The 25,739-nt window shown below is 48.2% G+C and carries 27 protein-coding genes and 1 other annotated feature; of the genes, 17 read left to right on the forward strand and 10 right to left on the reverse strand.

The features are described 5' to 3' along the window. Window positions 1-44: 44 nt before the first annotated feature. Window positions 45-947 (forward strand): manganese catalase family protein, encoded by a 903-nt coding sequence (locus E0496_RS34270; RefSeq protein ID WP_141506386.1) that lies wholly within the window; start codon window positions 45-47, stop codon window positions 945-947. Here the strand turns inward: E0496_RS34270 and E0496_RS36335 are convergent, their stop codons facing one another. After that, window positions 948-1,181, reverse strand: coding sequence for a hypothetical protein (locus E0496_RS36335; RefSeq protein ID WP_206669938.1), 234 nt, complete (start codon window positions 1,179-1,181; stop codon window positions 948-950). It lies immediately after the preceding gene. A gap of 21 nt (window positions 1,182-1,202) precedes the next feature. Between E0496_RS36335 and E0496_RS34275 the strand changes: the two genes are divergently transcribed. Then, window positions 1,203-2,231 carry a DUF1835 domain-containing protein gene (locus tag E0496_RS34275; protein ID WP_141506387.1) on the forward strand — a complete coding sequence of 343 codons (1,029 nt, stop codon included), beginning with the start codon at window positions 1,203-1,205 and terminating at the stop codon, window positions 2,229-2,231. A 246-nt stretch (window positions 2,232-2,477) separates the two neighbouring features. Here E0496_RS34275 and E0496_RS34280 read toward each other — a convergent pair whose 3' ends face one another. Beyond that, window positions 2,478-3,692 (reverse strand): DUF418 domain-containing protein, encoded by a 1,215-nt coding sequence (locus tag E0496_RS34280; RefSeq protein ID WP_338325894.1) that lies wholly within the window; start codon window positions 3,690-3,692, stop codon window positions 2,478-2,480. A gap of 140 nt (window positions 3,693-3,832) precedes the next feature. Here E0496_RS34280 and E0496_RS34285 point away from each other — a divergent pair, with 140 nt between their 5' ends. Both E0496_RS34285 and E0496_RS34290 read left to right on the forward strand, forming a co-directional pair. Beyond that, on the forward strand, window positions 3,833-4,567 hold the full coding sequence (locus tag E0496_RS34285; RefSeq protein ID WP_141506422.1) for a response regulator transcription factor: 735 nt from the start codon (window positions 3,833-3,835) through the stop codon (window positions 4,565-4,567). After that, window positions 4,564-6,303, forward strand: coding sequence for a sensor histidine kinase (locus E0496_RS34290; RefSeq protein WP_141506389.1), 1,740 nt, complete (start codon window positions 4,564-4,566; stop codon window positions 6,301-6,303). The genes E0496_RS34285 and E0496_RS34290 overlap by 4 nt, the downstream gene beginning before the upstream one ends. A gap of 49 nt (window positions 6,304-6,352) precedes the next feature. Here the strand turns inward: E0496_RS34290 and E0496_RS34295 are convergent, their stop codons facing one another. Next, entirely contained in the window at window positions 6,353-7,525 is a 1,173-nt protein-coding gene (locus tag E0496_RS34295) for an aminotransferase class I/II-fold pyridoxal phosphate-dependent enzyme (RefSeq protein ID WP_277755904.1), read from the reverse strand. A gap of 54 nt (window positions 7,526-7,579) precedes the next feature. Next, window positions 7,580-7,816 (reverse strand) — a binding site (T-box leader). 247 nt (window positions 7,817-8,063) lie between these two features. Here E0496_RS34295 and E0496_RS34300 point away from each other — a divergent pair. Further along, window positions 8,064-8,744 (forward strand): class I SAM-dependent methyltransferase, encoded by a 681-nt coding sequence (locus tag E0496_RS34300; RefSeq protein ID WP_141506390.1) that lies wholly within the window; start codon window positions 8,064-8,066, stop codon window positions 8,742-8,744. 177 nt (window positions 8,745-8,921) lie between these two features. Continuing rightward, window positions 8,922-9,263 carry a hypothetical protein gene (locus tag E0496_RS34305; protein ID WP_139991679.1) on the forward strand — a complete coding sequence of 114 codons (342 nt, stop codon included), beginning with the start codon at window positions 8,922-8,924 and terminating at the stop codon, window positions 9,261-9,263. Window positions 9,264-9,487: 224 nt separating this feature from the next. On the opposite strand, the gene E0496_RS34310 is transcribed toward E0496_RS34305, so the two are convergent. After that, window positions 9,488-9,703, reverse strand: a complete 216-nt coding sequence (locus E0496_RS34310) for a hypothetical protein (RefSeq protein WP_139991680.1) — start codon at window positions 9,701-9,703, stop codon at window positions 9,488-9,490. Window positions 9,704-10,008: 305 nt separating this feature from the next. On the opposite strand from E0496_RS34310, the gene E0496_RS34315 reads away from it, so the two are divergent. The 4 genes from E0496_RS34315 to E0496_RS34330 all read left to right on the forward strand — a co-directional run bounded on the left by E0496_RS34315 (window position 10,009) and on the right by E0496_RS34330 (window position 12,773). Beyond that, entirely contained in the window at window positions 10,009-10,926 is a 918-nt protein-coding gene (locus E0496_RS34315) for a helix-turn-helix transcriptional regulator (protein WP_141506391.1), read from the forward strand. 82 nt (window positions 10,927-11,008) lie between these two features. Then, entirely contained in the window at window positions 11,009-11,518 is a 510-nt protein-coding gene (locus tag E0496_RS34320; protein ID WP_141506392.1) for a DinB family protein, read from the forward strand. 88 nt (window positions 11,519-11,606) lie between these two features. After that, window positions 11,607-12,023: a DUF1761 domain-containing protein gene (locus E0496_RS34325; RefSeq protein WP_141506424.1), complete on the forward strand. Its 417-nt coding sequence runs from the start codon at window positions 11,607-11,609 to the stop codon at window positions 12,021-12,023. Between the two features lie 180 nt (window positions 12,024-12,203). Beyond that, window positions 12,204-12,773 (forward strand): YdeI/OmpD-associated family protein, encoded by a 570-nt coding sequence (locus tag E0496_RS34330; protein ID WP_141506393.1) that lies wholly within the window; start codon window positions 12,204-12,206, stop codon window positions 12,771-12,773. A gap of 141 nt (window positions 12,774-12,914) precedes the next feature. Here E0496_RS34330 and E0496_RS34335 read toward each other — a convergent pair whose 3' ends face one another. The 4 genes from E0496_RS34335 to E0496_RS34350 all read right to left on the reverse strand — a co-directional run bounded on the left by E0496_RS34335 (window position 12,915) and on the right by E0496_RS34350 (window position 16,875). Continuing rightward, a complete protein-coding gene (locus E0496_RS34335; RefSeq protein ID WP_141506394.1) occupies window positions 12,915-13,604 on the reverse strand; it encodes an S-layer homology domain-containing protein in 690 nt (229 codons plus the stop codon). 75 nt (window positions 13,605-13,679) lie between these two features. Continuing rightward, window positions 13,680-14,870 (reverse strand): MFS transporter, encoded by a 1,191-nt coding sequence (locus E0496_RS34340; protein ID WP_141506395.1) that lies wholly within the window; start codon window positions 14,868-14,870, stop codon window positions 13,680-13,682. A gap of 51 nt (window positions 14,871-14,921) precedes the next feature. Next, a complete protein-coding gene (locus E0496_RS34345; protein ID WP_141506396.1) occupies window positions 14,922-16,049 on the reverse strand; it encodes a Gfo/Idh/MocA family protein in 1,128 nt (375 codons plus the stop codon). Between the two features lie 4 nt (window positions 16,050-16,053). Further along, entirely contained in the window at window positions 16,054-16,875 is an 822-nt protein-coding gene (locus tag E0496_RS34350; RefSeq protein WP_141506397.1) for a sugar phosphate isomerase/epimerase family protein, read from the reverse strand. Between the two features lie 345 nt (window positions 16,876-17,220). Here E0496_RS34350 and E0496_RS34355 point away from each other — a divergent pair, with 345 nt between their 5' ends. The 7 genes from E0496_RS34355 (at window position 17,221) to E0496_RS34385 (ending at window position 24,141) form a co-directional block, all read left to right on the forward strand. After that, window positions 17,221-18,621, forward strand: coding sequence for a stalk domain-containing protein (locus E0496_RS34355; protein WP_141506398.1), 1,401 nt, complete (start codon window positions 17,221-17,223; stop codon window positions 18,619-18,621). A 19-nt stretch (window positions 18,622-18,640) separates the two neighbouring features. After that, window positions 18,641-19,504 carry a phosphate ABC transporter substrate-binding protein gene (locus E0496_RS34360; protein WP_141506399.1) on the forward strand — a complete coding sequence of 288 codons (864 nt, stop codon included), beginning with the start codon at window positions 18,641-18,643 and terminating at the stop codon, window positions 19,502-19,504. Between the two features lie 171 nt (window positions 19,505-19,675). Next, window positions 19,676-20,638, forward strand: coding sequence for a phosphate ABC transporter permease subunit PstC (gene pstC, locus E0496_RS34365; RefSeq protein WP_141506400.1), 963 nt, complete (start codon window positions 19,676-19,678; stop codon window positions 20,636-20,638). Then, window positions 20,635-21,543, forward strand: coding sequence for a phosphate ABC transporter permease PstA (gene pstA, locus E0496_RS34370; RefSeq protein ID WP_141506401.1), 909 nt, complete (start codon window positions 20,635-20,637; stop codon window positions 21,541-21,543). The genes pstC and pstA overlap by 4 nt, the downstream gene beginning before the upstream one ends. A gap of 224 nt (window positions 21,544-21,767) precedes the next feature. Further along, window positions 21,768-22,244: a DUF1648 domain-containing protein gene (locus tag E0496_RS34375; RefSeq protein WP_206669939.1), complete on the forward strand. Its 477-nt coding sequence runs from the start codon at window positions 21,768-21,770 to the stop codon at window positions 22,242-22,244. An 89-nt stretch (window positions 22,245-22,333) separates the two neighbouring features. Further along, window positions 22,334-23,128 (forward strand): 3'-5' exonuclease, encoded by a 795-nt coding sequence (locus E0496_RS34380; protein WP_141506403.1) that lies wholly within the window; start codon window positions 22,334-22,336, stop codon window positions 23,126-23,128. Window positions 23,129-23,244: 116 nt separating this feature from the next. Beyond that, window positions 23,245-24,141, forward strand: a complete 897-nt coding sequence (locus tag E0496_RS34385; RefSeq protein WP_241675089.1) for a DMT family transporter — start codon at window positions 23,245-23,247, stop codon at window positions 24,139-24,141. A 68-nt stretch (window positions 24,142-24,209) separates the two neighbouring features. On the opposite strand, the gene E0496_RS34390 is transcribed toward E0496_RS34385, so the two are convergent. Further along, window positions 24,210-24,773, reverse strand: coding sequence for a nitroreductase family protein (locus E0496_RS34390; protein WP_141506404.1), 564 nt, complete (start codon window positions 24,771-24,773; stop codon window positions 24,210-24,212). Window positions 24,774-24,793: 20 nt separating this feature from the next. After that, entirely contained in the window at window positions 24,794-25,711 is a 918-nt protein-coding gene (locus E0496_RS34395) for an iron-siderophore ABC transporter substrate-binding protein (protein WP_141506405.1), read from the reverse strand. Between the last annotated feature and the right edge of the window lie 28 nt (window positions 25,712-25,739).

The following is a 25,739-nucleotide window of genomic DNA, read 5'->3' on the forward strand; positions in this document are numbered from 1 at the left end:
TAGTTTGGGAGAGACTAACGGAAAACTAGGAGGTTGAGAAAATAATGTTCAAACGCATGGATGAAATTTTAATCGAAATTCCCGATGTCGAAAAGCCGGATCCAAACGGCGCAGCTGCCATTCAGGAGCTGCTAGGCGGCAAATTCGGAGAAATGTCAACGTTAAACAATTACTTGTATCAATCTTTTAATTTCCGTTCCAAAGAGAAGCTTAAGCCTTTTTATGATTTAGTGATGAGCATAACCGCCGAAGAGCTTGGCCATGTCGAGCTGGTGTCGCATGCAATCAACAAATGTCTGAGGGGCTCGACTCACTATAAAGAACCCGAAGCAGCACCTCTCGGAGCAGCAAAGGATAACCGGCTGTCCTATCATTTTCTGGCTGGTGCCCAGGGCGCGATGCCATTCGATTCCATGGGCAATCCTTGGACGGGCGCCCACGTGTTTAATAGTGGAAATTTGGTGGAAGACTTGCTTCACAACTTCTTCTTGGAATGCGGCGCACGTACACATAAGATGAAAGTATACGAAATGACGGACCATCCCGCTGCACGCGCTGTTGTTGGTTACCTGCTGGTGCGAGGCGGCGTTCATGTCGTCGCTTACGCCAAAGCGCTAGAAATCGCAACAGGCGTCAATGTGACGAAGCTGGTTCCGATCCCTTCCTTAAGCAATAAAGCATTTAACGAGGCTAGGAAATATGAGGAGAAAGGCGTGCACACCAAGCTATATACCTATAGCGACAGCGACTTCACCTCGATCGATCAGATTTGGAAAGGAACTCACCCTGAGGATGATTTGCCGCTGGAAGTCATCCAAGGAGTGCCGCAAGGTTATCCGATTCCTGAAGCGCCTGCCGTCGAAGAAGAGTTTGCACCCGGTATCTCGGCCGAAGAATTCAAGGCTATTGCTGAGCGCCTTAAGCAGGCGGGTAATATTCGGGAATAGTTAAGTCGAAAAACGTCCTAATGCCGATATAATGGCTTTAGGACGTTTTTTCTTTAGGAGTATGCCTTGCAGCGTTGCTGCAACTAGTAGTAAGAGATAGCACTCGGGGAATTTATGTGTTACATAAGTATAATAAAGAAATTTTCGCGGGATGGCGTATACTGGCTGCACGATGCCCGTCAAAAGAGGAACGGCAAGCTGCCAGCTGGCGAATTCGTTACCGTGCTTAATCATTTGTATGAAGGAGGGCAAAGCATGCTGCATATTGTTAACGGTGATGTGGTAGGCGAGAAGTTGAAGCTAGGCGTTGTGCAGGGTGATGTGCTTGTATGGAGAGAGATTTATCCGGCAGGGCCGATTTTTGAAAATCCAGAAGGAGCTTATGAACGGCCGCTACGGGCCCGTGTGCTCGAAGAAACGATGGGCATTCCCTCAGGTGAATTCATAGCAGGCTGCGAGGAACAAGAACAGAAACTTCGTGAATTTTCCAAGTACAATGAAGTCGTGCTGTGGTTTGAGCATGACCTGTTTGACCAGAGCATGCTCGCCTATTTGCTCCACTGGTTCAAACAGCAGGAACTAGGCCATACGAAGCTGAGTCTGCTCTGTATTGGGGAGTTTCCCGGAATTGAACAATTTCACGGCCTGGGGCAGCTCACTCCGGCACAGCTTCAGACATTGTCCGGGAGTTGGCGGACCATCGGGCAGCGAGAAATGGAGCTCGGAAGCGAGCTTTGGCAGGCATATGCTTCTCCTGATCCCTCTCAAATGGCTGAGCTGTTGGAAAAAAAGAAGGAAGAATTGACATCTTCCGGCCTCCCCTTTGCCTATGATGCCTTCACCGCGCATCTCCAGCGGCTACCCTCAAAAAAGAATGGTCTCGGCATTGTGGAACAGACCACGTGTCAAGCTGTTCGCAATGGCGCGGACACGCCATTGGCATTGTTCCGTCAAGTAACTGATAGCCTGCAAGTGCTCGGCATGGGCGATATCGAATACTGGAAAGTCATCCGCGCTTTAGCACATGGCGAGCATCCCTTGCTAAGTATTGATGGGGCTGAGGCCAGCTTGGATCCGAGCAACATCCCGGAGTTTCTGAACCGTCCAGTCCATCTGACCGAGCTTGGGAATGAGGTGCTGAATGGCGCGGCGGACCGTATTGCAGTTCAAGGGATCGACGAGTGGTTTGGCGGGCTGCATCTTCAAGGTCATCAGGTTGCATGGCGATGGGACGAATTGAACGGGGGGTCTATTTTAGCGGGAGGATTTCCCTCTAAATCATAATCCTTCTGTTGTCGACCCAATAAACGGATGAAAGCAACTTATTTCGTTATTATCTTAGGTTCTTTTTGCATATAAAAGTTGAACGAAAGAAACGACGTTTAAGCGAAGCGAAAAGATCGTTCTGGAGAAACGAAGTGTTCACCTTTGTAGCCGGTCCTTACCTTACGTAAGAGTAACTGCTCCCGCCAAACGTTCCCTTCAAACCAACCGTCAACTCGTGCAATCCATCTAGGACCTAACTCAGCCCTACACTCCCGTGTTTACGCCCGGCGTATCCGTGTACTTCAGCCCGCTCCTTGTTTTGCCGCTGAAGGACCAATACGTCCACATCCGCAGCAATCGCTCGAACGGGCCATTTTTAAACCTGCGCAAAACCCAGCTGGATACCGCAGCTTGCAAGGCATAAATAAGCAATGCAAGAAGTAAACCATTTAATACGCCGATTTTGCCAAACCAGCCCAGCCCGTAGCCATAAAAGATCGTGGTGCTAATGACTGTCTGCATTAAATAGTTCGTCATGGACAGCCGTCCTACCGCTTCAAACGCCAAAATGATTTTAGAGCTTTTGGATAGATAAGACAGCAAGAGCGCAAGCCCAAAAATATACCCCAGCGCCAGCAAAGGTCCGCCTGCCGTCAGCAGCAGTAGATTCCATTTCCCTTCCGGCAGGAGAACCGCCACACTCTTCGTCGCAAGGCCAATCGGCAGAAATATCGCCGTTGCCCAGCTATATTTTCGCTGCTCCCGCTTCGGATTGTGAAACCATTGTTTCTGCGCAGCCGCTATGCCAAGCAAAAACATCGGCAGCAGGATTAACGGCATTAACAATAAAACGAAGAATAGGAGCGCTTCTGGAAGATCAAGCGGATCTTCCTTTTGGCGGAAATCCATAATTTCCTTATAAGTCCCCTCCCCATACACCGAAATCGACTTTTCCACATACGCCTGCATGCGCTGCTCGGCTTTCGGTTCTTTTTGTTCCGAGCCATAACTGATGCCTGCCACGAGCACACTCAAGACGACTCCCCAAATAACCAGCGTCCGCGGCTTCCGCTGCACAAACAGCAGCAAACAAAAGCCCGCGAGCCCATAAGCCAGCAAAATATCGCCCTCCCACAGAAATGTACTGTGCAGCAGTCCCAGCCCCATCAACATAAGAAAACGGCGAACTAATGGCCCCGCTGGTTTAAGCCCCTTCGCCACAAGCGATTCGCGCAGCTTAATCAAGCTGTATCCGAACAGAAACATAAAGATGGGCATGAAGCTGCCTTCTACGATAATCTGAAGTCCATGATGCATTACATGATCGAGCTTGCTTGGGTTAAAATGCTGCATTTCCTCTTTGCCATAAAGACCGTATTGAAAAATCAGCATATTCGCAATCAATATGCCTAGCAAGCTGAAACCTCTGATTGCATCCATTATGCGAATCCGGCTTCCTGTTTCTATGGGGTTAACCACAGCTATCACCTCTTTGTTTACAATCATAATGGCTCTTGTTAAACAGTCGACAAACGAAACTGTAACAGAAGCTTAATTTTTTCGTCATTCGTTCAACTGCTGTTAAGGTTTATGTGCTAGCATGAAAACGGGTGATGATTATGAATAGAGATACGATAGTTATCGTTGAAGATGAACCGTCTATTGTGAAAATGCTGCAGCTCGTGCTTCAGAAAGAAGGCTTCCAGCATATTTATACAGCTGGAACCTGCCGGGAAGCACTGGATACGATAGCCAAGCACGGGGCCAGCATCGTGCTGCTTGACGTGATGCTGCCCGATGGCAGCGGATTCGAACTTTGCTCCCAGATTAGACAGCTGGGCAATCCTCATATTTTATTTTTGACCGCCAAAGCTTCCGATTTGGATATTCTAACCGGTTTTGCGCTGGGCGGCGACGATTATATAACCAAACCGTTTAATCCTTTAGAGATTGCCGCACGCATTAAGGCGCGGCTTCGCCGCAGGCATGAAAGCAGCCAAGCTCCTGGCGCCTCCTCTTTGTACACCGCTGCGGCGCAGCCTATATTCAGCTTCGGGCGCTTTCAAGTGAACGAAGCCGCAGGCGAGCTGCTTGTCGACGGGCAGCCGGTATCGTGCCCTGCACAGGTCTTTCAGCTTCTCCTCTTTTTTTGCAAAAATCCCGGAATCGTCTTCTCCAAAGGGCAGCTTTATGAGGCTGTGTGGGGAATTGACGGGATTGGCGACGATAATACGGTCATGGTCCATATCCGGCGGATCAGGGAACGAATCGAGCATGATCCTAGCATGCCGACCCATCTGCTTACCGTCCGCGGATTAGGCTACAAACTGGCAAAGGAACCTCCCGGCTTATGAAGATTCAGCGGCGAATGGCTTTCCACTTCACATACCAGCTCATTATTTATTCCGTTCTTATTTTCGTAGCCATGTGTATATTGCTTTTTATCCTGATCAGCAAAATCATGAACGAAGATTTAAGAAGCAGCTTTCCCGCTGGCGCACTTAGCTCAATTGTAACGGAAACCTTATTTGACGATAGCAATATCAAGCTGTCCAATCGCTGGCGAACGCTCATAGAGGAGCAAGGCATGTGGCTACAGGTCGTAGATACCAAGGGCGATGTTATCTATAGCGCCAATACCGATAGCGGTCAACCAATGTCCTATTCGGTGACCCAGCTCCTAGCCATTCAGCAATCGGGCAAATATGGAGACTATTTTGTGGATAACCAGCTCGATCAAAGCTACAGCAGCCCCTACCTATTCCTTCTTGGGTATAAGAGCCCGCAGCAGGAGAAGCTTGAGCGCTGGTATAATGCCTATCAGCAAAACGGTTTAGTCAGCTCCGCGCACCGTGATGCCCTTATCGCTGAGCTCCGCGAAACAAGCAGCTATTTGCTTATCGTTGATCAAGCGGGCGACAACGTTCAAATGATTGGCGATCAAGCTTCGGCCGTCAATGAATACGAACCGCTGGAAGTGTTAATCATGCAGCAAAAGCCTCGCGATTATGATACGAATATTTATGTTTACCAGCCGCCAGCAAGCGAACTGACCTGGATTATGCATACGCCAAATGCACCAGGAGCCTTTGCAAAACAGCCCGTTTTCAAAGAAATTATTCGCGTCTTTATTTGGATGGGCGGTTCGATCCTATTCCTCTCGCTCGCGGTTTCCATATGGCATGGCATCCGTTATGGCCAGCCCCTCATGCTGTTTGCGGGGTGGTTTGAGCGAATGGGCAGAGGTCTCTATGATGAGGTGCTGACGCCCAAGGATCGCCGAAGGGTCTTCCGCCGCAACGGCAAGCTTCGCATCCGTTACCGGCTCTACCGCGAGGCCATCGGCTCTTTCTACCAAATGGCCGAACGACTCGCCCAAACGGAAAAGGATCGGCTGCAGCTCGAGAAAACGCGAGAGGAATGGATGAGCGGCATCTCACATGACTTGCGGACTCCGCTGTCCACTGTACAAGGGTATGGATACATACTCGAGAATTCACCTGACCAATGGAGCACGGAAGAGCTTCAGGAAATGGGCAAAATGATCCGTGAGAAAAGTGGCTATATGCTGGAGCTGATGTCTGATTTCTCGCTAATTTTTCAATTAAAGCAAAGCGCCGAGCTTATAGAGAGGAAAGAGCTTGAACTTGGCGAGCTCGTTAGAAGAGCCGTCCTGAAATATGTGAATGACGCCACGCTATCCGATGCCGACTTTCAATACGAAGGGGAGGAGCAGCCCATACCCGTGCTCGGCAACGAGAAATGGCTGCAGCGGCTCATGGACAATTTGCTCTCCAACGCCGTTAAGCATAATCCACCGGGTGTTGCGGTTACAGCAGCCTGCGGAATGGTCAACGACGAAGCCTATATTTGCGTTTCCGATAACGGTCGAGGCATGGATGACGAAACCATCCATAATCTGTTCGAACGCTACTATCGCGGCACGAACACGGAAGAATCCAGTGATGGCTCCGGCCTTGGCATGAGTATCGCTAAAATGATCGTGGAAGCGCATGGCGGCCGCATTGAGGTTCGCTCAGCTATCGGTGAAGGCACCTCCATCCTCATCTATTTCTCCGGAGATGAATAGAGATTTCTAGAAGGGAGTCCTCCGACTTCCTTCTTTGTACTCCTGCCTTCTATAACGCGCGCAAGCAGCGATCGATGCGCTCCAGCGCTTCCGTCAGCCTAGACACGGAGGAAGCATAGGAGCAGCGGATAAAGCCTTCCCCGCCTTGGCCAAATACATGGCCCGGAACAGTTGCTACCCCCGCTTCAAACAGCAGCTTTTGGGCAAAGGAGTCGGAATCAAGTCCCGTATGCGCAATCGAGGGAAAAGCATAGAACGCCCCGCGAGGCTCGTGGCATGGCAAGCCAATTTCCCTCAATCCCTTTACAAACATCCGTCTCCGCTGGTTATAGGATTCCATCATCCTATCCTTTTCACCGAGACCATTCCGCAGTGACTCAATTGCAGCGATCTGCCCAATGATCGGCGCGCACATAACGGTATATTGGTGGATTTTCAGCATCGCAGCAATCAGCTCCTGATTTCCGCAAGCGTAGCCGATTCTCCAGCCGGTCATGGCAAATGCTTTCGAGAATCCGCTGATTAACAGCGTTCTATCCTTCATGCCCGGCAGTGTTGCAAAGCTGACGTGCTTGCTGTCATAGGTAAGCTCAGCATAGATCTCATCAGATATGACAATCAGGTTGTTGTCCTCAACGACCTTAGCAATGGGCAGCCAGTCTTCATAGGTCATCATTGCCCCTGTCGGGTTGCTAGGATAGTTAATGATTAATACCTTGGAGCGTGGTGTCAGTCCGGCCTTTAATGCCTCCGCTGTCAGCTTGAAATCGTCCTTCGCAAACGTTTCAACCTCAATGACCTTCCCCCCGTTTAACTGAGCAATTGGCGAATAAGCAACATAACTCGGAACAGGAACGATGATCTCATCCCCCTTCGTAATGAGAGCGCGAAGCGCCAGATCAATCGCCTCACTCCCGCCAACGGTCACGATAATCTCATTGGAGGGCTCGTATTTCACTTGAAAGCTATTGTACAAATAGCTGGCTATTTCTTCTCTAAGCTCCAGCAGCCCCGCATTCGGCGTGTAGGTGGTTTTTCCGAGCTCGAGTGCCCGGACACAAGCAGCCCGGACATGCTCCGGTGTCACGAAGTCAGGCTCTCCGACTCCAAGGGAGATAATGTCCTTATTCCCTTCCGCCAGGCTAAAAAACTTTCGGATGCCCGAGGGCGGAATTTGCTTCACCATTGGCGAGATCATCTCGCTCATTGACCATGTTTTCATTGCTGTTCCTCCTAAAAAAGGTTATTGGAAAACAAAAAAAGAGACCCATCCCTGTAAAGGGACGAGTCTCCACCCGTGTTACCACCCTAGTTCCACGCCGAAGCGCGACACTCTGCTCATGTATCCATCAATACATGTTCCCGTTAACGCTGGAATTGCGGCAGAGCTTACTCTCGTTCAGCCTGCTTCTCGGAGATGGCTTTCCGCTAGCACCTGAACGTTGGTTTTCAGCTCCCCCAACTCTCTGTCCGAACAGGCCCGTAACGTACTCTTTCTCGTCTTCGAATATAAAAGCTATTCAGCTTGTCATTGCATAGCAACTAAATTGTTAAAATTTTTACCAATGATAACATCAAAAACACGGATATGCAATACCCATTTTTTTGTTAATAAAATCCGAGTTATTCATAGTCTAAAACTATAAAGTTTATTCATTTTATATATTTCCATTATGAAGGCTGGAGCTGTAACATACAACTTAACTTCATGCGGAACACATTACGATCCACACTATTCAGAGATTTAAGGAGGCCTACTTATGAGTGATATCGTCAAAAAACATTTCGATGCCGTCGCGCCTCAATATGACCGCCAGCGCCGCCAGTTAATCCCTTGCTTCGATGATTTTTACGGCATCGCAACGGATATGGTCACATGCGAGAGCGACTCGCCGCGCATTCTGGACCTAGGGGCCGGCACCGGGCTGTTCTCCTCTTTCTTACGGAGCAAATATCCAAGCGCTTCCCTTACGCTTATCGATCTCAGCGAGGAAATGCTGAAGGGCGCCCGCTCCCGCTTTGAGCAGGATGCTGCCGTCAGCTACATCACGGCCGATTATTCCAATCATTCTTATACGGAGAAGTACGATGCCGTCATTTCTTCCCTATCCATTCACCATCTGACTCATCCCGCTAAGCGTGCGGTATTCCGGACTATCCACGGGCTGCTAGCCGACGGAGGCCTATTCGTAAACGCTGACCAGGCAGCAGGCCCATCGGCATATTGGGAGGATTATTACATGGACCAGTGGAAAAAAGCCATCTGGCAAAGCGGCTTGCCTGCTGAAGCCATTGAAGCCTCTATTGAACGCCGTGAAGTAGATATTAATGCCACGGTGCAGGACCAGCTCGACTGGCTGCGAGAGGCGGGCTTTGCCCAAAGCGATTGCGTTTATAAAAACAATGGATTCGCTGTGTTTGCCGCTCATAAGAGCCGGTAATTGATCCTAAGCTCCCTCTGACCCATTCATTCAAAGCCAAAGCCGGAGTAATTCCCCTTTAACAAGTGCGGATTGATTCGGCTTTTATTTCGATTTTGAAAATATTCGCTTGCAATCCCTTTAATTCCGAGTATAATACTAGGTATAGAAACATTACGGAGATTGGAGCTGACCGGTATGACATATTCCGAGAAACAAATTGCAGCAAAATGGGTTGATGATTATTTGGATCTTTACAACTTTGCCGTAACCGTCGGAGATACCGAATGGCAGCAGCAAATCCTCCAAACCTTGCATGCGAAAGACAACCATATCCGCCTCGAAATCGAGCATGGCATCCGCGTGGACCTATGGCTGCGTTTTGATCAAATTAATCGTAAAATGCTTGATATATACGAACAGCTTCGCGACGCCCAGCATTCGGAGCAGCAGCAGAAGCAGCTTAGAGAAAAGGTATGGGAATTCAAGCTTCAGAGGGTTATGATTGCTAGCAAGCTGAAGGCTCACTATGCATCTTAAAGAGGAAATGAAGAGTAATAGAATCAAATTCATCAGACCACTGGTTTGCGAATTGACAATATTGCCGCCTAACCGAAAAGCTCTGTAAATAAAAAAAAGCCGGCATGCAGTGATCTGCTCTGCTTAGCTATGTAGGATATTGCTTTAATGATTGGTATGCAGCGAACTGCTCTGCCACGTATGCAGATTCTAGTTTCTATGAATGGCCAGATTCATAGATCATATTACATCGATACTTGCTCCATGTCGCGCATCATCTTCATCATCATCGTGGACATTTCGTCGCATTCTTGCATTTTCATCATCATCATGTTCATATCCATGCTGTCCATCATGTTCATTTCCATCATCATGTCCATCATCATCTTCATGGACTTCATCTTGCACATCATTTCTTCCATGCACATGTTCATCATCATTTGCATTGCCATTTTTTCCATTATCGTTCACCTCCCCAAATGATTTCCTATACTGAAGATACTACAGCCGCGAAAATATTTCAAGGCTTTTTTTCGATTTTTATTGATTTTTTATAAATAAGTATGTTATAAATAAAGATTACTCTTTTAATTCACATTACTCCCCTTGGAATAATCGTTATGCTCGGACAATAAAATCCCCCCTCTTCTCTGCCGCTCACAACCATCTTTTCTCTATAAGCCAACCGATGCCAAGACTAGCTAAAACAAAATTTGTGATATAATAATGCCCACTAAATGAAATGGAATAACGGGCGGGGATACCTATGAAATTGGAACGATTGATTTCTATGATCTACAAGCTGCTTAATCACGAAGTTCTGTCTGCCTCCATGCTAGCAGAAGAGTTCCAAGTTTCTCAAAGAACCATCTATCGGGATATCGATGTCATCTGTGCAGCCGGCTTTCCAGTCATCTCTTACCAGGGAATGAATGGCGGATATGGCATGATAGAAGGATATAAAATGGATAAAAGCTTGCTTGGTTCGTATGATGTTGATTCCCTGATTACTGTGCTAAGCAGCCTCTCCTCCGTATTTCAAGACGAGCGTGCGCAAGGAACCATTGAACGATTGCAAACGATCGGGCAAGGGCATCAGACACCGATTCTATCGGTAGACTTTGAAACCCGTCGTACAGATCCCGAAGCGCTTCCTTATTTACGAACAGCCATTAAGGAGCGAAATATCGTCCGTTTCGATTACATCAATGCAAAGAATGAACGAACATCCCGTGATTTGGAACCGGTGAGGCTTCATTTTAAATATAGCAATTGGTATGTCTATGGTTATTGCCGAACAAGGCAGGATTATCGGGAATTCCGGCTATCAAGAATGATGAATTTGTTCCTGACTCAGGATGCCTTTCAGCCACATCTCGAGGTGCCGGAAGAGGCCCGTCCTTCAAACAAGGAATGGCAAGATCAAATACAGGATGTCGTGGTCAGGGTGGGACCTGAGGCTCTGTCAGAGGCTATGGATCAGTTTCACCAGGTGGATAAGCAATTTCTGGCCGATGGAAGCGTGACGCTGCGAATTCCGGTTTACAAACCGCTGGAGGCACGCTGGCTTTGGTCCATTCTGCTGAGTTTTGGCAGCGGCGCCGAAGTCCTCGAGCCCTCTCCGCTGCGAGCCATTTTAAAAGAACAGCTTTCAAATACGCTCAAACTCTATGAAGAAGTATGACAGACTGTTGTCATACTTCTTTTATTATAATTACAACAGATACCAAAACAAACGCATGAGAAGCCAAAAGGAGACGTTATGAATGTCGAATCATCCGGTACAAATGTTTGAATACCACACCTGGGCCAGCCAAACCATCCTGGGGAGAATCAAGGAACTCCCGTCCTCCGTGCTGAGCCAAGAAGTGAACAGCTCATTTCCCACCATCGCCCATGCACTGAGCCATATCTATGCGGTTGATAAGATGTGGTATCTGGTTTTGACAGGTACGGGTATGCCAGAGGCGCTGCAAGCATGCATACCGCTAAATGAAAGCATCCTGCCATCCATAGAAGACTATTCCAATATCTATGCCGAGTTATCCGATCAATTCAGAGAATGGTTTAGGAGCCACCCCGATTTAGAGCAAGCGACTTTACTTGATAATCCGTTCGCAGGAGTCCGCCAAACGCGCCTATCAGAAATTGTGCTGCAGATAGTCAATCACGGGACCTATCACAGGGGCAATGTGTCTACAATGCTGCGTCAGCTCGGCCATGCGTCCACTATGAACGACTATTCTCTTTTTTGGTATCAAGAACCATTGAGGTAAGGTTAATCAACACAGCCAATCGATCTATTCCTCATTAGACCTCTGCTACTGTTAATAAAAATACGTTTTATCGAATAGGAGAAAAATGATGTTTCATGTACTACAAGAGATTAACTGGATTGCAGTATTATTAGCTGCATTAGCTTCCGCTGTATTGGGAGGACTTTGGTTTACTGTGTTTTTCGGAAAAGCTTATGCCCTTGCGCTAGGAAGAGAAGGCAAACCTGCTGAAAAGCCAGCGCCCCTATTTATTGCAGGACCTTTTGTGTGCGGTTTAATTACAACAGTCACAATGGCCATTTTAATCTATGCCTTAAACATCGAATCCCTTGTTGATGCTATCCTCTTCGGTGTTATTGTCGGTATTGGCTTGTTGACCTCAACGACCGTCAATACGGCAATCAATCCAAACATGCCTCGCCCGCTTTTGTACGGACTGATTAGCGGAAGTTACTTTTCACTGTCCGGTTTGATCATTAGCATAGTTCTTGTCATTATGAAATAGTGGGTTATTCATGAATCGGAAATAGGCTCAGCACGCGTTCTAAGGTCATTAAATATTAACTTCAAAAATAAACGCTGCCCAGTTCTCTTGAGAGAACTGGGCTTAATTGCTAAGCTAGCCTTATCGTTTATAAGCATCAGAATTAGATTCCATACCGAGAAAGGAGAAAGTATCTTAATTATGGACATTGAAAATCTATTTACTGCAATATCGAAAGAAGATTTAAGGGATTGGCTGCAAGAGAATAGCAAGATAGCAACATCTTGTTGGGTCGTCGTGAGCATGGCGCCAAAGCCAGATTCGTTGCTGTATTTGGACGCGGTCGAACAATCTTTATGTTTCGGTTGGATCGACGGGGTTAAGAAGAAAATATCTGAAACCGGGCTCTCGCAGAGACTGTCTCCAAGAAGCAAAAAAAGCAATTGGACTGAATTAAATAAAGAGCGTGTCCGCCGCCTGGAAAAGTTAGGGTTAATGACGGGTGAAGGAAGAAAGGTGCTTCCAGATATGAGGCATGATTCATTTAAAATAGATACGGTGATCGAGCAAAGGCTAAAAGAGGATACACAGGTATACGAGAATTTCTTGGCGTTTCCAGCTCTTTATCAAAGAGTTCGAATCGACACGATCCAGAGCAATAAACATCAGCCAGAATTATTTAAGGATAGATTAGACAAATTTATAACAAACACGAAAGAAAATAAAATGTACGGCCAATGGCATGATAATGGCCGCCTTCTCGATTATTAAGATGCGCTAGATCGAATAGAGTGAAATGAAGTGTTTACAGCCTCTCCCCCCTCCCACAACGTGAAGGCTAAGGCTTTTACAAAAAAAGCAGCCAACCAGACTTGGAATAGTCCGATCGACTGCTATGCATCTTAACAAAACTTAAGCCGTAGTTTCCGGCTCAACCGGGTCTGGAGCAACATCGTCCTTGTGCGCATCAATGAAGCTGCGTGCATCATACAGGATCGCTGCCGCTTCGGCACGCGTCAGTACATGCGTTGGATCGAAGTTGCCTGCTTCATCCAGGGATACGATTTTGTACAGAAGCGCACGTTGGATCGTACCTTGGTAGTCAACCGTGATCGACTTCTCATCTTGGATTGGAATGAACATTTTAATCGTCGGGTACTGGCCTGTCAGCTCAAGAGCCTGTACGAGATAATGCGTGAACTGCTCCTTGGTGAGCGGTGCCTTCGGATCAATATCGGCTGGAATATCCAGGCCGTTATAGTGGGCAATAACAAAATCCTCCGCGTACCACGCGTCGTTGTTTACTTTTGTATAAAAACCGTCCGCAGTTGGCGCGCTTGAGAAATCAATGGCTGCGAGGCTAATTTGCGTTGCTCTAACGATTAAGGAAATGCCTTGTGCGGCGGTTAGGTTATCTTCCGGGTTGAAAGACGTATCGCTCACTCCCTTGATAATGCCTTGTTGCTGCAAGGCTTCAATCTTCGCTTTGCTGCTTAAGCTAGAAATATCGCTAAATGGAGCTGCTGCAAAGGCTTGTGTAGCAATAGTTGCAGAAAGCATGACAGCGACCGCTGCAATGGATGTCGTTATACGTTTCTTCATGGTCGTCCACCTCTTCTGATTGGTTTTGTCCGTTCTCCTATTAGAACGGCGCTGCCTCGCAAAAGGTTGCAGACCTCACAATCCCGCACTCATCCCCTCCGACCGACGGACACCTTTGCGCAAGCGGAAATATAGCAAAGAAAACCCGACCGTTCCCGCCAAAGCAAGCGTACCGCATAACTGATACATCGCCTGCGGGCCCGACTGCTCAAACAGCCAGCCTCCCGCAATGCCCGCCGCAATTCCGGACAAGCCACCCCAAGTCAGCGCATAAAGAGCCTGGCCCGAGGCTCTGAATTCAGCAGGCACGAGCAGGACAGTCAACTGCGTGCCAATGTAATAATAGCCGCCGAACGTAATGCAGTGCAGCGCCTGAATGTAAATGATCTGCACCGCGCTGTCTGCATTGGACATCAGGAGCCAGCGCAACGCGAACAAGCCGCTGATCACGATGAGGCAAAGAACCATCGTCCGTGTGTTTTTTTTCAAATAACGATCAAGCAGCAGAAATACGGGAATTTCAAAAATGGATGACCAGAAGGCCGACCAGCCGATCATGGAAGCTTCCCCACCCATTTCTCTAATATAAAGCGAAATAAATGTCGTATTCATCGAGTTTGGAATCGAAATAACCAGGCCAATGACCAAGAACAGCAAGAAATAACGATTGCGAAACATAGAGCGGTAATTCACCTTGCCTGCTGGCGCGGCCCCCTTGGCCTCGCCTCTTGGCAGCGTAAGTGCAAATCCTAGGGAAATAAGCATCATCACCGTGTAGATGACCCATAGCCGCTCAATCCCAATCTGCCCAATAATAGGCCCAGCTATAACAGCCATAAGCGCCCATCCGAGCGAACCAAACAACCGAAACGCGCCAAAATGATGCTTGGTTCCTTCAATCGTATTCAGAATCAGGCTATTCGTTTGCGAAAATAAGGGCATTTGAAAAAAGAAAAAGAAAAGCATACTCGCATAAATCATCGTATAGGATTGATATAAAAAGACAAGCTGCATGATGAGCATGCTTCCTATGAGCATAATGATCAGAATAAGCCTGACATTGCGGAGCCTGTCGCTTAAATAGCCCCATAACGGATTCGCAATAATGGAGACCATTGGTCCGACGGCCATCAAGGCGCCGATCTCCAGCGTTGACATGCCGATCGATTGCAAATATAACGCAAAGAACGTACTGTAGACGGCAATTGCGCCATATACAAAAAAATTGAACGCTTTGATCATCTGAAACGATTTAGTATCATTCATATCCTGTCCTTCATCCTGCCGCCAGAGCTGTTGCCGAACCGTTACAAATTTCTAAAGCAGCACGGCAGACGTTCGGGAGCGCGTCACGACTTCCTCGGCGCTGACTTCCCGTCCCAGCTCCTCTGACATATAGATGCCTTCGCTTATTAGCATAGTATTCAGCGCAATCTCCGCTGTCGGCAATAACGGCACTCTTCCTTGCAGCGCAGCAACCCAATGATGTTGCGAAGACGCATACGCATCCTCATGCTCATACAGCCGATGCCTGCGCAAATCCATCATATCCAAATCAATCGTGCTATCCATATCCATATCGCAAACGGTGCTATGGAAGCTGAACGGCTGGGCCGCAGCCCCATCGGCTTCATTAGGAAGCCGCACTCCGCCCTTCGAGCCAGCGATGCTGCTTCCCTCAAATCCGCCCATATGAATCGCCCAGGCTTCTACAATATCCAGCGTTAAACCGCCGGAAAAACGAATAAAGCCTGCCGCCAGCTCTTCCACGTCGAAGCCGCTTTGCTCCCTGCGCTCCGGCAGCATATCCGTCTCCTGATACAGCTTGCCCGATATTCTGTCCACCTGCGGGTTGCCGAGCAGGTATAGCAGCTGAGCAATATGGTAGACGCCCATGTCCAGCAAGGCTCCTCCTGCCGCTGTCTCCTTGCGCGTGAAGTAGGGCGTGCCATACCCATCCACAAAGGGACGGTTCCTTCTGCGAAATCCCGTCGAGCGCGCATGATAAAGCTTGCCCAGCATGCCGCCGTCAATTAACGTTTTTGCGGCTTTCGTGTCTCTGCCATATAACGTAAAGAGCTGAACATGCAATTGCTTGCCGTAAGCTTTTGCCGCCTCAACCATCGCTTTTCCGTCGGTATACGTACCCGCAATCGGTTTTTCGCAATAGACATGGAGCCCCGCTTCCAGAGCGGCTATCGTTACCGGAGCGTGAAAGTTATTGTGCAAGCATACATCCACTGCATCGAGCCCCTCATGCTTCAGCAGCTCCCGAAAGTCCGCATAGGCATTCGGAATGCCATAGAGCTCCGCAACACGCCTTGCCTCCGTTTCATTAACATCGCATACGGCAACAAGCTCGGCCCCGGCTATGTTCTTATACTTCTCGATGTGCATTTTGCCAATTTGCCCGACTCCGATCATTCCAATTCGAATATTCTTCATGCTGCTACTCTCCTCTGCCGGAGGACTGACTTGCATCCACTAAAATTTTCTTCACCTTGGAGATTAGCAGCTCCGTCTCTATATATTGGTTGCCGGGAGCGTTATATTCTACGCCAAAGTAACCCTTATAGCCTGCTTCCCGAAGCATATGAATGGTAGACACCGCCTGCTCGCCGTCAGCCGTCTCCTCATCAAAATGAGTATGATAGGCCCATGGCGCAACGATGCTGTCGCCTTCCGCCTGATTTTCCTTCCAACGCCCCAAATGTACGAGAAAACCAAATGAAGGATGATCAACCGCCTCCGCCAGACGTTTCATCTCATTCGGATTGAGCGATGCTCCCATATGATTCTCAGGGCCCAAGAGAAAGCCGTGCTCGCGTGCATAGTCTGAAAATTCACGATAGCGCTTTACCGTATACTCGAACTGCTCCTCGCCCATCTGTTCAAAATTTTCATAGCTGCCGCCTGTATCAATCCGTACCGTCTCCGCACCCAAAATGACGGATGCCCGTAAATGCAGAAGGGCATTGTCGTACAGTTGGTTACGCATATCCTCGTCCGGATCCCACAAATGGGCACCGTCGATAGCAAAGTTAACAACGCGCATTTCCTTCTCATCCAGCGCCTCGCGTATTTTACGAATATAGCTTTCATCCGCTAGCTTCATGATTGGCTTGCTGCTCCGGTCGATAAAAAAACCGTTCCACAAATCAACCACATCCATGCGATAGCGGTACTTGACCGTCTCCAAATAGCCGAATACATCCATCTTCCCTTCCAAGTACGTGTTATTGAATGAATAGCCTCCGATTGAAATGTTCATTGCTTCGTCCTCCCGCAAGTGAATAGATTAGCGTCATACCCTCATTATAGTCCTCCTTCAAATCAGTCTGCGGTGCACTTTCTTCTGATTCAGGGGGAAATTTCTCTTTTCATAGAACAGCTCAGATTGGTCCTTTTGACCCTATCGTTTACAATCTCTATACAATTTCTAAATAATGGGATAATAAATCGCTGTTATGATCTAGTAGAAATGAACGACTCACCGATGAAACGTTCCGAACTAACACTGCCTGGGAGGGATTAAGCCAAGCATACATACCGACCAAGGCCGTCGGACATTCGGTTTATAAAAAAAATACCCATTTGAGAAAGGTGACTCCATTCCATGCAAATGAAAAAAGCAATGGTAATCTCTATGATCGCCGCAGCAATCAGCGCTTCAGCCGTGACTCCGGTATTCGCACAAACAGCAGCTAGCAAACAAGCTGTACAAATCAACCAATCGAACTTTTTTGTTAATGCAAATCCGGTTTCCATTCGCACGATTGTAGACGGCGGCGTCACACTCGCTTCCGTTCGCGACATCACTAATGCCATTGGCGCTACTCTTCACATTAACAGTGACCATACGGTTGTTGTAAAATTCCGCGACAACACTTTGAAGCTGAAAGTAGCTTCCAAAACCCTTACGGTAAATGGTACAGCGACCGCTCTTCAGCACCCAGCCAAGGAAGTTGCCTATGCAACCTTCATCGAGCCAGCGGCTTTCGTTCAAGCACTTGGCGGTACTTATGAAAACAATACCATCAGCGTGGTAGAACTGCTTGACGGTGCCGAGCATGCCATTTGGGCAAACTCTTCCCAACTGATCGTTTCCAACTCTGCTGGCGAAGGACGCGAGGACTTTCTGGTAGATGCGGCAACTGGAAAATACGAGCTGCTGCTGGCATCCTCTGACACGTCTGAGCTTGTCCTTTCTCCAGATGGCAAAAGCGTAGCTTACTCCGATGCGAACGGCGCAGTATTCACCATCGAGCTCAGCACGAAGCAAACGAAGCAAGTAAGTACAGATAGCTCTATCAAAAACGAGCTGCAATACTCAAAAGACGGCTCTTCCCTCTTCTTCCTGCAAGGCGACAAAAGCTCTGTCATCGCAAAGGTTTCCCTAGCAGATGGCAGCGTCACTAAAGTGCTGGAAGACAAAGTGGATTACAAAGGAAACCTTGAAGTGTCCGCAGACGGCAAGCAGGTTGCTTTCTACGTGTTCAAGCAACCGAAAGTAACAGCCGACAGCAACAAGGACGTTGAGCTTGATGACGTGGCTATCGACGCAACTGGCACGGAGCCGCAAATCTACTACTACAACACAGCCGCAGCAGACAACAAGCCAGTTCAGCTTACGAAAGACGCTGCAGATAAAGTCTTTCTTAAACTGTCCGCAGACGGCTCCAAAGTCAGCTACATAAGCGTAAGCGCTGATGAAGCAAGCGTTGGACAGTTGGTTACTGTTGATAATGCTGGCAAAGCAAGCACGCCTTCGTTCGCAGACAAAGACGTTTACCAACTGGTTCAAGGCGGCAGCAAATTGTATCTTCTAACAGCTGATGGCAACAGCACAAACGCAATTTATGAAATCGACAGCGCGTCTGGCACAAGCAAGCTCGTTCAGACCGTTTCGGATAGTGCATCTGAGCTGCTGATCTCAAGCAATGGCGATATCGCTGCACTCATTGACGGTCAATTGGTCGTATCTTCCCAAGGCAAATGGAAAAACATCACAAACTAATTAACGGAGGTCATTCCTAATGAAATGGTTTAAACAATTAACAATCGCGGCGCTTATCGCCGTTGTAGGCTTCAGTTCTGTCCCTGCTTCCACTCCCGTAGCTACTGCTGCAAGCAAGCTTAGCGGCAAAATCGTTATCAACGGCTCATCTGCCTTACTTCCTTTGACGCTTCAAGCGTCAAACGAATTCAAGAAGCTGAATCCAAAGGTTAAAATTTCTGCATCTGCTGCCGGTTCCATTACAGGACCGCAAGCTGTGCGCAAAGGCATCGCCGATATCGGAGCTGTAGACTGGGATGCAACAAAGGATGTTCCAGGCTTTAAAAAATTCGAAGGCCAAGTCGCTCATAAAGTAGCCATCATTCCATTCGCAGCTGTTGTAAACAAAAACGTAACTGCAACAAACTTGACGACTAAAGATCTGCAAGGCATCTTCTCCGGCAAAATCAAAAACTGGAAAGAAGTTGGCGGCAAAGATGCAGACATCATCGTCGTGAACCGTACTTTCGGATCAGGCACACGCGTTAACTTCCAAGACAAGGCGCTTGACGGTACAGATTTCATGTCCAAAGGCGACAACTACAAAGAAGTAAAAACAAGCGGTGACATGAAATCCGCAATCGAAACAACACCTAACGCCATCGGTTACATGGACCTTGCTTATGTAACGGACAAAATGACTGCTGTAAAAATTAATGATATCGCTCCTACTGAAGCTAACGTCATTAACGGTAAATACAAAGTGTGGGGCTACGGGTACTACATGACCAAAGGCGAGCCAACTGGCGCTACAAAGGAATTCATCAAATACGTGCAAAGCACGAAATTCCAAAACGGATCGCTCAAAAAGCTTAAATTCATTCCGATCTCGGCAATCAAATAGTTTTGATTTACAGGAGCGGTCGGCTTGCGCATATGAGCGCCTAAGCCGGCCGTTCTTTCCTTAAATTGCATGATAAGTTAGTGCTTACCCCCAAACCTATTTGATCGCGAATCGGGATCGGCAGCCTGGAGACAGCCACGAACCGTATTCGTTTAGAGGAGCCTATGATTTATGTTGGAATCCACCCCTCCCGTGCGTCAGAATCGGCAGGCAGCCGAGCTGGGCAGCGCTATATTGACTGGCAGCAGCAAACCGTTTGATCGGCGGTCACGACTGTTTTTCACCAACCGCCTCTTTCGTTACCTTTGCATCGCTGCCGCTGGCTTTGTTTGCCTAATTCTCTTTCTGATTCTGCTGTTGATGTTCCGTACTGGCGTTTTGACATTTGGTCAAATTTCATTTGCCGATTTCTTCTTCTCCACCGAATGGAATCCGGAGAATGAGCAGTATGGCGCGCTTATCTTCATCTTTGGTACCTTCGCCTTAACAGCCCTTACGCTGCTGATTTGTGTGCCCATCTCCTTAATCATTGCTGTATTCCTGTCTGTGTTCGTGCCTTCTTGGCTGAAAAACATGCTTCGTCCCGTGCTTGACCTGCTCGTCGGCATCCCTTCCGTCGTTTATGGCTACCTTGGCCTAACCGTGCTTATTCCTTTGATCCGGAATGTAACGGGCAGCGGCATGGGCGACGGCCTGCTTGCAGCGGCGCTTGTGCTTACCATTATGGTTCTGCCTACGGTAAGCCGGATCAGTGATGACGCCATCAGCGCCGTTCCTGCCAAATTCAGTGATGCTTCCTACGCACTCGGCGCTACCCGCTTCCAAACGGTATGGCGGGTACTGCTGCCATCAGCCAAAAGCGGCATCATGTACGCGGTCATTCTCGGCATGGCGCGTGCGGTCGGCGAGACGATGGCCGTCGTTATGGTTATCGGCAATACGCCGCAGTTGGCCGACAGCCTGCTCAAGCCGACCTCTGTCCTTACCAGCAACATCGTTATGCAAATTTCAAACGTTCCTTTTGATTCAACGTGGAACTATGCTCTTTATCTTATGGGCTTCCTGCTGCTTGTCATTTCATTAATCATGATTGTCGCCATTCGCTGGCTGCAAAGAAAGGGGATTCAAGCATGAAACAAGTCATTCCTACAAACCCCTTGGCGAATCCGTTTAGCGGCAAACAAGGCCTTAACCGGGTAAAGGACCGTGCTTTCACTGGCGTCGTCTGGACCCTGGGCATACTGATTATCGCGTTCATCTTCGGTCTGTTGTATCTGATTTTGCAGGATGGAATGCCGAAGCTTACTTGGGATTTCCTGTTTGGCTTGCCGAGCGAGATCGATGAGGGCGGCGGCATTGGGCCAACGCTGCTTAACTCCTTCTACATCCTGTTCATTTCCTTGCTGATTTCCATTCCGCTTGGCATGGCGGCAGGCATTTATCTGGCGGAATTCGCTCCGGACAATAAGCTAATTGGCTTCGTTCGCATATGCGTCGAAGGTCTCGCTTCCGTTCCGTCCATTATCTTCGGTTTATTCGGTATTGCGCTGTTCGTCGAATACTTCGAGATCGGTTTAACCATTCTTGGCGGTGCGGTCAGCCTTGCTTTCCTTAACCTGCCGGTTCTAACCCGTGTAACCGAGGAGTCGATCCGATCCGTTCCGAAGGAGCTAAAGAGCGCTTCCTTCGCGCTCGGAGGCACCCATCTTCAAACGATTACGCGCGCGCTTATCCCGGCTGCCCTAAACGGCATCATTACCGGCATCTGCCTCGTTGCAGGCCGGGCATTCGGCGAGAGCGCCGTTATTATTCTAACGGCCGGCGTAACGACATCCGGCGAAATGTGGGATTTCAGCCTCTTCTCGCCTGGCGCCACGCTTGCCGTTCATCTCTGGTACGTGCAGTCTGAAGCCATCGTCGGCGATGCTCAGGAAATCGCGCAAAAAGCAGCGGCCGTGCTCGTCTTCGTCGTGCTGCTCATCAATTTGATCTTCCGCATCCCGCTTTGGTTAAACTCCCGTCGTACGAAACGCTCTTAGCATGGAATGATTACGCAGTTGGCACAGCAAAGCCTCCAGTTTGGCCCTTAGTGGCCTATGCTGGAGGCTTTTTCAAAATGTAAGGCTGTAGAAGAGGAGCACCTTATGGAAATTAAATGTAAAATTCATCTTTCAAAGGAGGAAGAGTACGGTATAATTAATTGGATACCTATAACTAACGAAACGGCGGTGCTGCTATGATAACTCCATTACCTAAGCTAAAAATGAACAGAACTGCACTGGAAAACGTGCATGATAGCCTAGCTATCCTTATTCTTATTTTTTCGGTCGCCTATACGGCTGCACGGTGGAGCTCGCTTCCCCAAACGATTGCGATTCACTTCAATGCCGCCGGCGAGCCCGATAACTGGGGCAGCAAAGCCTTTCTGCTATTTGGCCCGGCAATGTCGCTCGTCCTTTATATCGGGCTCTCCCTATTACGCAAAATTCCTCATCAATTCAACTACATGACGACCATCACTGAGCAAAATGCGGCCTACCACTACCAAATCTCCCTAGCTATGCTCAGCTGGATCAAGTTTGAGCTTGTCGTTTTGTTTGGCTACATGCAGTGGTCGATCATTCAAAATGCTGAGGGAAAGTCCGCTGGCCTTGGACTGTGGCTGCTTCCAGCCGTCTTGGTCATTTTGTTCGGAACCATCGTTACTTATACCATGAAATCGAAAAAAATACAGCCATAAAGGCGTTCTACCATATTGTAGTTTCCATCTGGATAAGTTTTTCTGATAGAATGGAGAACACAGGCTATTATCTATCGGAGGTTAAGATTTTGGACTATATCGTATTGGATATTGAATTTAATGGACGTAAGTTTGCAAGCGAATTGCCCATGGAAGTGATTGAGATCGGTGCGGTTCGTTTAAATAGCTCTTTGGAGCAAACGGATGAATTTTCCGCTTTAATCCGGCCCGTTTATTTTTCCAAGCTGAACAGCTTTATCAAGAAAAAAACCGGTATTCCGCAGGAAGACATCGACTCGGCAAGCCGCTTTCCGAAGGTGATTCGGGATTTTACCGCTTGGCTGAACAAAAGCGACAGCTTCCTTCTGTTCACCTGGGGCGGAGAAGACCTGAAGCGCATTGTGTTCGATACCCGGATGCATAAGCTTGATGACAGCTTCTGGATGGCCGCTGATTATTTCGACTTGCTAAAGGGATATATCCGCTTTAAGAACGTGACGAACGACGTCAGCGTCGAAGCCGCTCTCATCGATCTTGAGATTACGGCGGAGGGCTCGGCCCACCGCGCTCTAGATGATGCGCGCATGACCTCGGAAGTGCTTCGCAAAATTTTTGGCGAGCTGGACTTCTCTCTTAAGCAGCAATACAAAGACATGTACACGAATGCCAAAGAACGCCGGATGGTCAAAAACGCGATTCGGTCGATGACCTCGCAAAAAATCGTGCCCCAATGGGAAGTATTCGCCGAGCGTTACCTCGCGGGCAAAGCTTCCTTCGAGGACGTAAGGAAAGTAGCGGAGCTTCAGCAGTATTTCGATGCCGAGCTGGAGAAAGCGGCGAATCCTTCGGCTGGGCAAGCGGGACAAGCTGGACAAGCTGGTTAAGCAAGGTTCTATCGGCTGTTTGGATTGAAATTAAGATGATTACGCAATTTAAATATTTCAATTTGAAATGAATAACTGCAATAATTGCGGCAGATGGATTCAGGGGTTTTATAAGTATGGGAGAAACAGCAACTATGGAACGCAGCACCAAGTCGATCGCAACCTATGAGTTTCTTTATATTATCGGTATTATTGCCATTTCTTTTTCTTCTATATTCGTCCGCTGGTCGGAAGCCGACGTTGCTGTCATTGCGATGTACCGTTTGTATTTGACCAATCTGCTTATGCTTCCGCTCGTTTGGAAATATCGGGCGGAGCTATTCCGGCTTACCGCTCGGCAGTGGCGTTTGCTGTCGGCCTCAGGCATTATGCTCGCACTTCATTTTCTGCTGTGGATGGCTTCGCTGCGGCTAACTACCGTTGCCAGCTCCACTGTCATTCTAACGCTCGAACCTGTGATGGTCATGCTTGGCTCCTATTGGGTCTTCCGCACAAAAGCTAACCGAATGATGCTTTGCGGAATGGGTATCGCCTTAATTGGCTCCGTCATCATCGCCTCTGGCGACTTTTCCCTCTCCGGTGACGCGCTGCTTGGAGATATCCTCTCTTTGCTAGGCGCGGCGGCGGTTGCCGTGCACATGCTGATTGGCAAGCAGCTGCGCAACGACATGAGCGCATTTGCTTATAACTTCTGGGTTTTCTTACTGGCAGCAACGGCGCTTGCCTTCTACAATATTGTTCGCGGCAATTCCTTCACGGGCTATAGCCCAAAGGAATGGGGCATTTTCCTGCTACTCGCGATTGTGCCAACGCTATTTGGCCATTACCTGTTCAACTGGCTGCTTAAGCATATGAGCGCAGCTGCGGTATCGATGTCCGTACTCGGCGAACCTGTAATCGCCTCTTTGCTTGCATGGGCGCTTTTGAAGGAAGCACTAACAGCCTACCAGCTAGCCGCAGGCGTATTGATTTTGTTCGGCGTTTGGCTGTTCATTCGCAATGGAAAAGAATAATAAAAAGGGAGGAAAAAGCAGATTTCTGCTCTTTCTCCCTTTTTTCTGTCTATCACATAACGCTACCCCTATCCCCGGTGCCAGGTAACTAGCTGTTCAGCCTGCTTTCTAAGCTTGGCCTTAGGTACCTTATCCGGAGTGAAATAGCCCAGATGGAGCGTTCCCACTATTTTCTCGTTAGCCATAATGCCTGCTTTTTGTTTAAAAGCATCCTCGCGGTTGTACTCATGCGTCTTCCACACAACACCCATTCCCCATTCCCAAGCCAGCAGCTGCAAGTTTTGAATCAACGAAGCAGCGGCCAATAGAGCATCTTCCATCTTGCCTGGATGCTTGTCCTCTCGAATAACGACAATGATGTGGACAGGTGTCTCCTGCTCATATTCATAGCGAGCACCCTCTCCATACCGCTCCAGTTCCTCCTGTGTATAGGTGGACAAAACCGCATCAGCAAATGCCTGTCGTCCGTCCTTCATATACACTATAAAACGCCAAGGCTCTGCACGGGAATGAAAGGGTGCCCATACTGCTGCATTGAGCAGTCGAATGAGCGTTTCCTCCGATATTTCCTTATCCGAAAAAGACCTAATCGTTCTGCGATCCCGAATCGTCCGCTCGATTCCGTTATGCAAGTGAGCTAACCTCCTGAGGCTTACTTTTCATTTTGCTTAATAGCAGCAACAATTTCATCTACCGCCCTGATCGTAGCAACCGACGAGTAGCCGAAGTTCATCCACTCTTTATCCCCTACTACATAGACTTGATTGGCTTTTACAGCCTTTAAACCAAGCCAGACCGGGTTCGATTTCATATCGTCATATATTTTTTGTGCACTCGCCTTATCTTCTCCGCCATCCACTTGGAGAATAATATGATCGGAATCGAACTCCGTCAACGTTTCCAATGAAATCGATAGGCTGCCTTCCTCTTTCGGGTAGGCGGCAACCGTTTTAAGACCAAGCTCGCCATGAATGACTTTCCCTCTAGCGGAGATTTCCCCCATAATAAAGCTTTCCGACTGCATAACTCGCATATATACGAATGTTTCATCCCCGACAATCGCTTGCAGTTCGGCCTTAGCTTCTTGAATATGCGCCTCATATTCCTGAATGACCTGATCGGCTTCTTTTGCTTTATCCAGCACCTCCGCAATATCCCGCAACTCGTCGCGCCAATTATCGCGGTCTGGCATTAGCACGGTTTTTGCAATTTTGGAGTATTGATCATATACCTTCTCATCCCGCCATTTAGGTGCAATGATCAGATCCGGCTCCGATGCAAGCAAACCCTCCAAATTTTCACCATTGCCCAGCTTAGCTACATCTTTGAAGGTATCATTAAAATAACTTGGAAACTCTGCATGATAATTTTCAGCCGCAACCGGCGTAACGCCAAGCACATACAAAAAATCCGGATACGTAACCGAAGTAGCCACAACTCTTAACTTTTCTGGTTCTGCAGCCGGCGTAGATTCATTTTTCACTTCGTTTGCTTTGTTCGATCCACATGCCGTCATCAACAACAGAACAAGCGCTATGAACCATACGCCACCTATTTTACCTTTACTCATCTTCCCATCCCTCTCGCTATCTTCTGTT

This window comes from Paenibacillus luteus (assembly GCF_006542765.1).
Classification (GTDB): domain Bacteria; phylum Bacillota; class Bacilli; order Paenibacillales; family Paenibacillaceae; genus Pristimantibacillus; species Pristimantibacillus luteus.

Bases quoted from the DNA above. Each gene is read 5' to 3' on its own strand.
- E0496_RS34355 (WP_141506398.1), top strand. From the start codon at position 17,221: ATGCAAATGAAAAAAGCAATGGTAATCTCTATGATCGCCGCAGCAATC.
- E0496_RS34300 (WP_141506390.1), top strand. From the start codon at position 8,064: ATGAGTGATATCGTCAAAAAACATTTCGATGCCGTCGCGCCTCAATAT.
- pstA (WP_141506401.1), top strand. From the start codon at position 20,635: ATGAAACAAGTCATTCCTACAAACCCCTTGGCGAATCCGTTTAGCGGC.
- E0496_RS34375 (WP_206669939.1), top strand. From the start codon at position 21,768: ATGAACAGAACTGCACTGGAAAACGTGCATGATAGCCTAGCTATCCTT.
- E0496_RS34350 (WP_141506397.1), bottom strand. From the start codon at position 16,875: ATGAACATTTCAATCGGAGGCTATTCATTCAATAACACGTACTTGGAA.
- E0496_RS34310 (WP_139991680.1), bottom strand. From the start codon at position 9,703: ATGGAAAAAATGGCAATGCAAATGATGATGAACATGTGCATGGAAGAA.
- E0496_RS34340 (WP_141506395.1), bottom strand. From the start codon at position 14,870: ATGAATGATACTAAATCGTTTCAGATGATCAAAGCGTTCAATTTTTTT.
- E0496_RS34290 (WP_141506389.1), top strand. From the start codon at position 4,564: ATGAAGATTCAGCGGCGAATGGCTTTCCACTTCACATACCAGCTCATT.
- E0496_RS34360 (WP_141506399.1), top strand. From the start codon at position 18,641: ATGAAATGGTTTAAACAATTAACAATCGCGGCGCTTATCGCCGTTGTA.
- E0496_RS34295 (WP_277755904.1), bottom strand. From the start codon at position 7,525: ATGAAAACATGGTCAATGAGCGAGATGATCTCGCCAATGGTGAAGCAA.
- E0496_RS34335 (WP_141506394.1), bottom strand. From the start codon at position 13,604: ATGAAGAAACGTATAACGACATCCATTGCAGCGGTCGCTGTCATGCTT.
- E0496_RS34270 (WP_141506386.1), top strand. From the start codon at position 45: ATGTTCAAACGCATGGATGAAATTTTAATCGAAATTCCCGATGTCGAA.
- E0496_RS36335 (WP_206669938.1), bottom strand. From the start codon at position 1,181: ATGATTAAGCACGGTAACGAATTCGCCAGCTGGCAGCTTGCCGTTCCT.
- E0496_RS34305 (WP_139991679.1), top strand. From the start codon at position 8,922: ATGACATATTCCGAGAAACAAATTGCAGCAAAATGGGTTGATGATTAT.
- E0496_RS34325 (WP_141506424.1), top strand. From the start codon at position 11,607: ATGTTTCATGTACTACAAGAGATTAACTGGATTGCAGTATTATTAGCT.
- E0496_RS34285 (WP_141506422.1), top strand. From the start codon at position 3,833: ATGAATAGAGATACGATAGTTATCGTTGAAGATGAACCGTCTATTGTG.
- E0496_RS34330 (WP_141506393.1), top strand. From the start codon at position 12,204: ATGGACATTGAAAATCTATTTACTGCAATATCGAAAGAAGATTTAAGG.
- E0496_RS34320 (WP_141506392.1), top strand. From the start codon at position 11,009: ATGTCGAATCATCCGGTACAAATGTTTGAATACCACACCTGGGCCAGC.
- E0496_RS34385 (WP_241675089.1), top strand. From the start codon at position 23,245: ATGGGAGAAACAGCAACTATGGAACGCAGCACCAAGTCGATCGCAACC.
- E0496_RS34315 (WP_141506391.1), top strand. From the start codon at position 10,009: ATGAAATTGGAACGATTGATTTCTATGATCTACAAGCTGCTTAATCAC.
- E0496_RS34275 (WP_141506387.1), top strand. From the start codon at position 1,203: ATGCTGCATATTGTTAACGGTGATGTGGTAGGCGAGAAGTTGAAGCTA.
- pstC (WP_141506400.1), top strand. From the start codon at position 19,676: ATGTTGGAATCCACCCCTCCCGTGCGTCAGAATCGGCAGGCAGCCGAG.
- E0496_RS34395 (WP_141506405.1), bottom strand. From the start codon at position 25,711: ATGAGTAAAGGTAAAATAGGTGGCGTATGGTTCATAGCGCTTGTTCTG.
- E0496_RS34345 (WP_141506396.1), bottom strand. From the start codon at position 16,049: ATGAAGAATATTCGAATTGGAATGATCGGAGTCGGGCAAATTGGCAAA.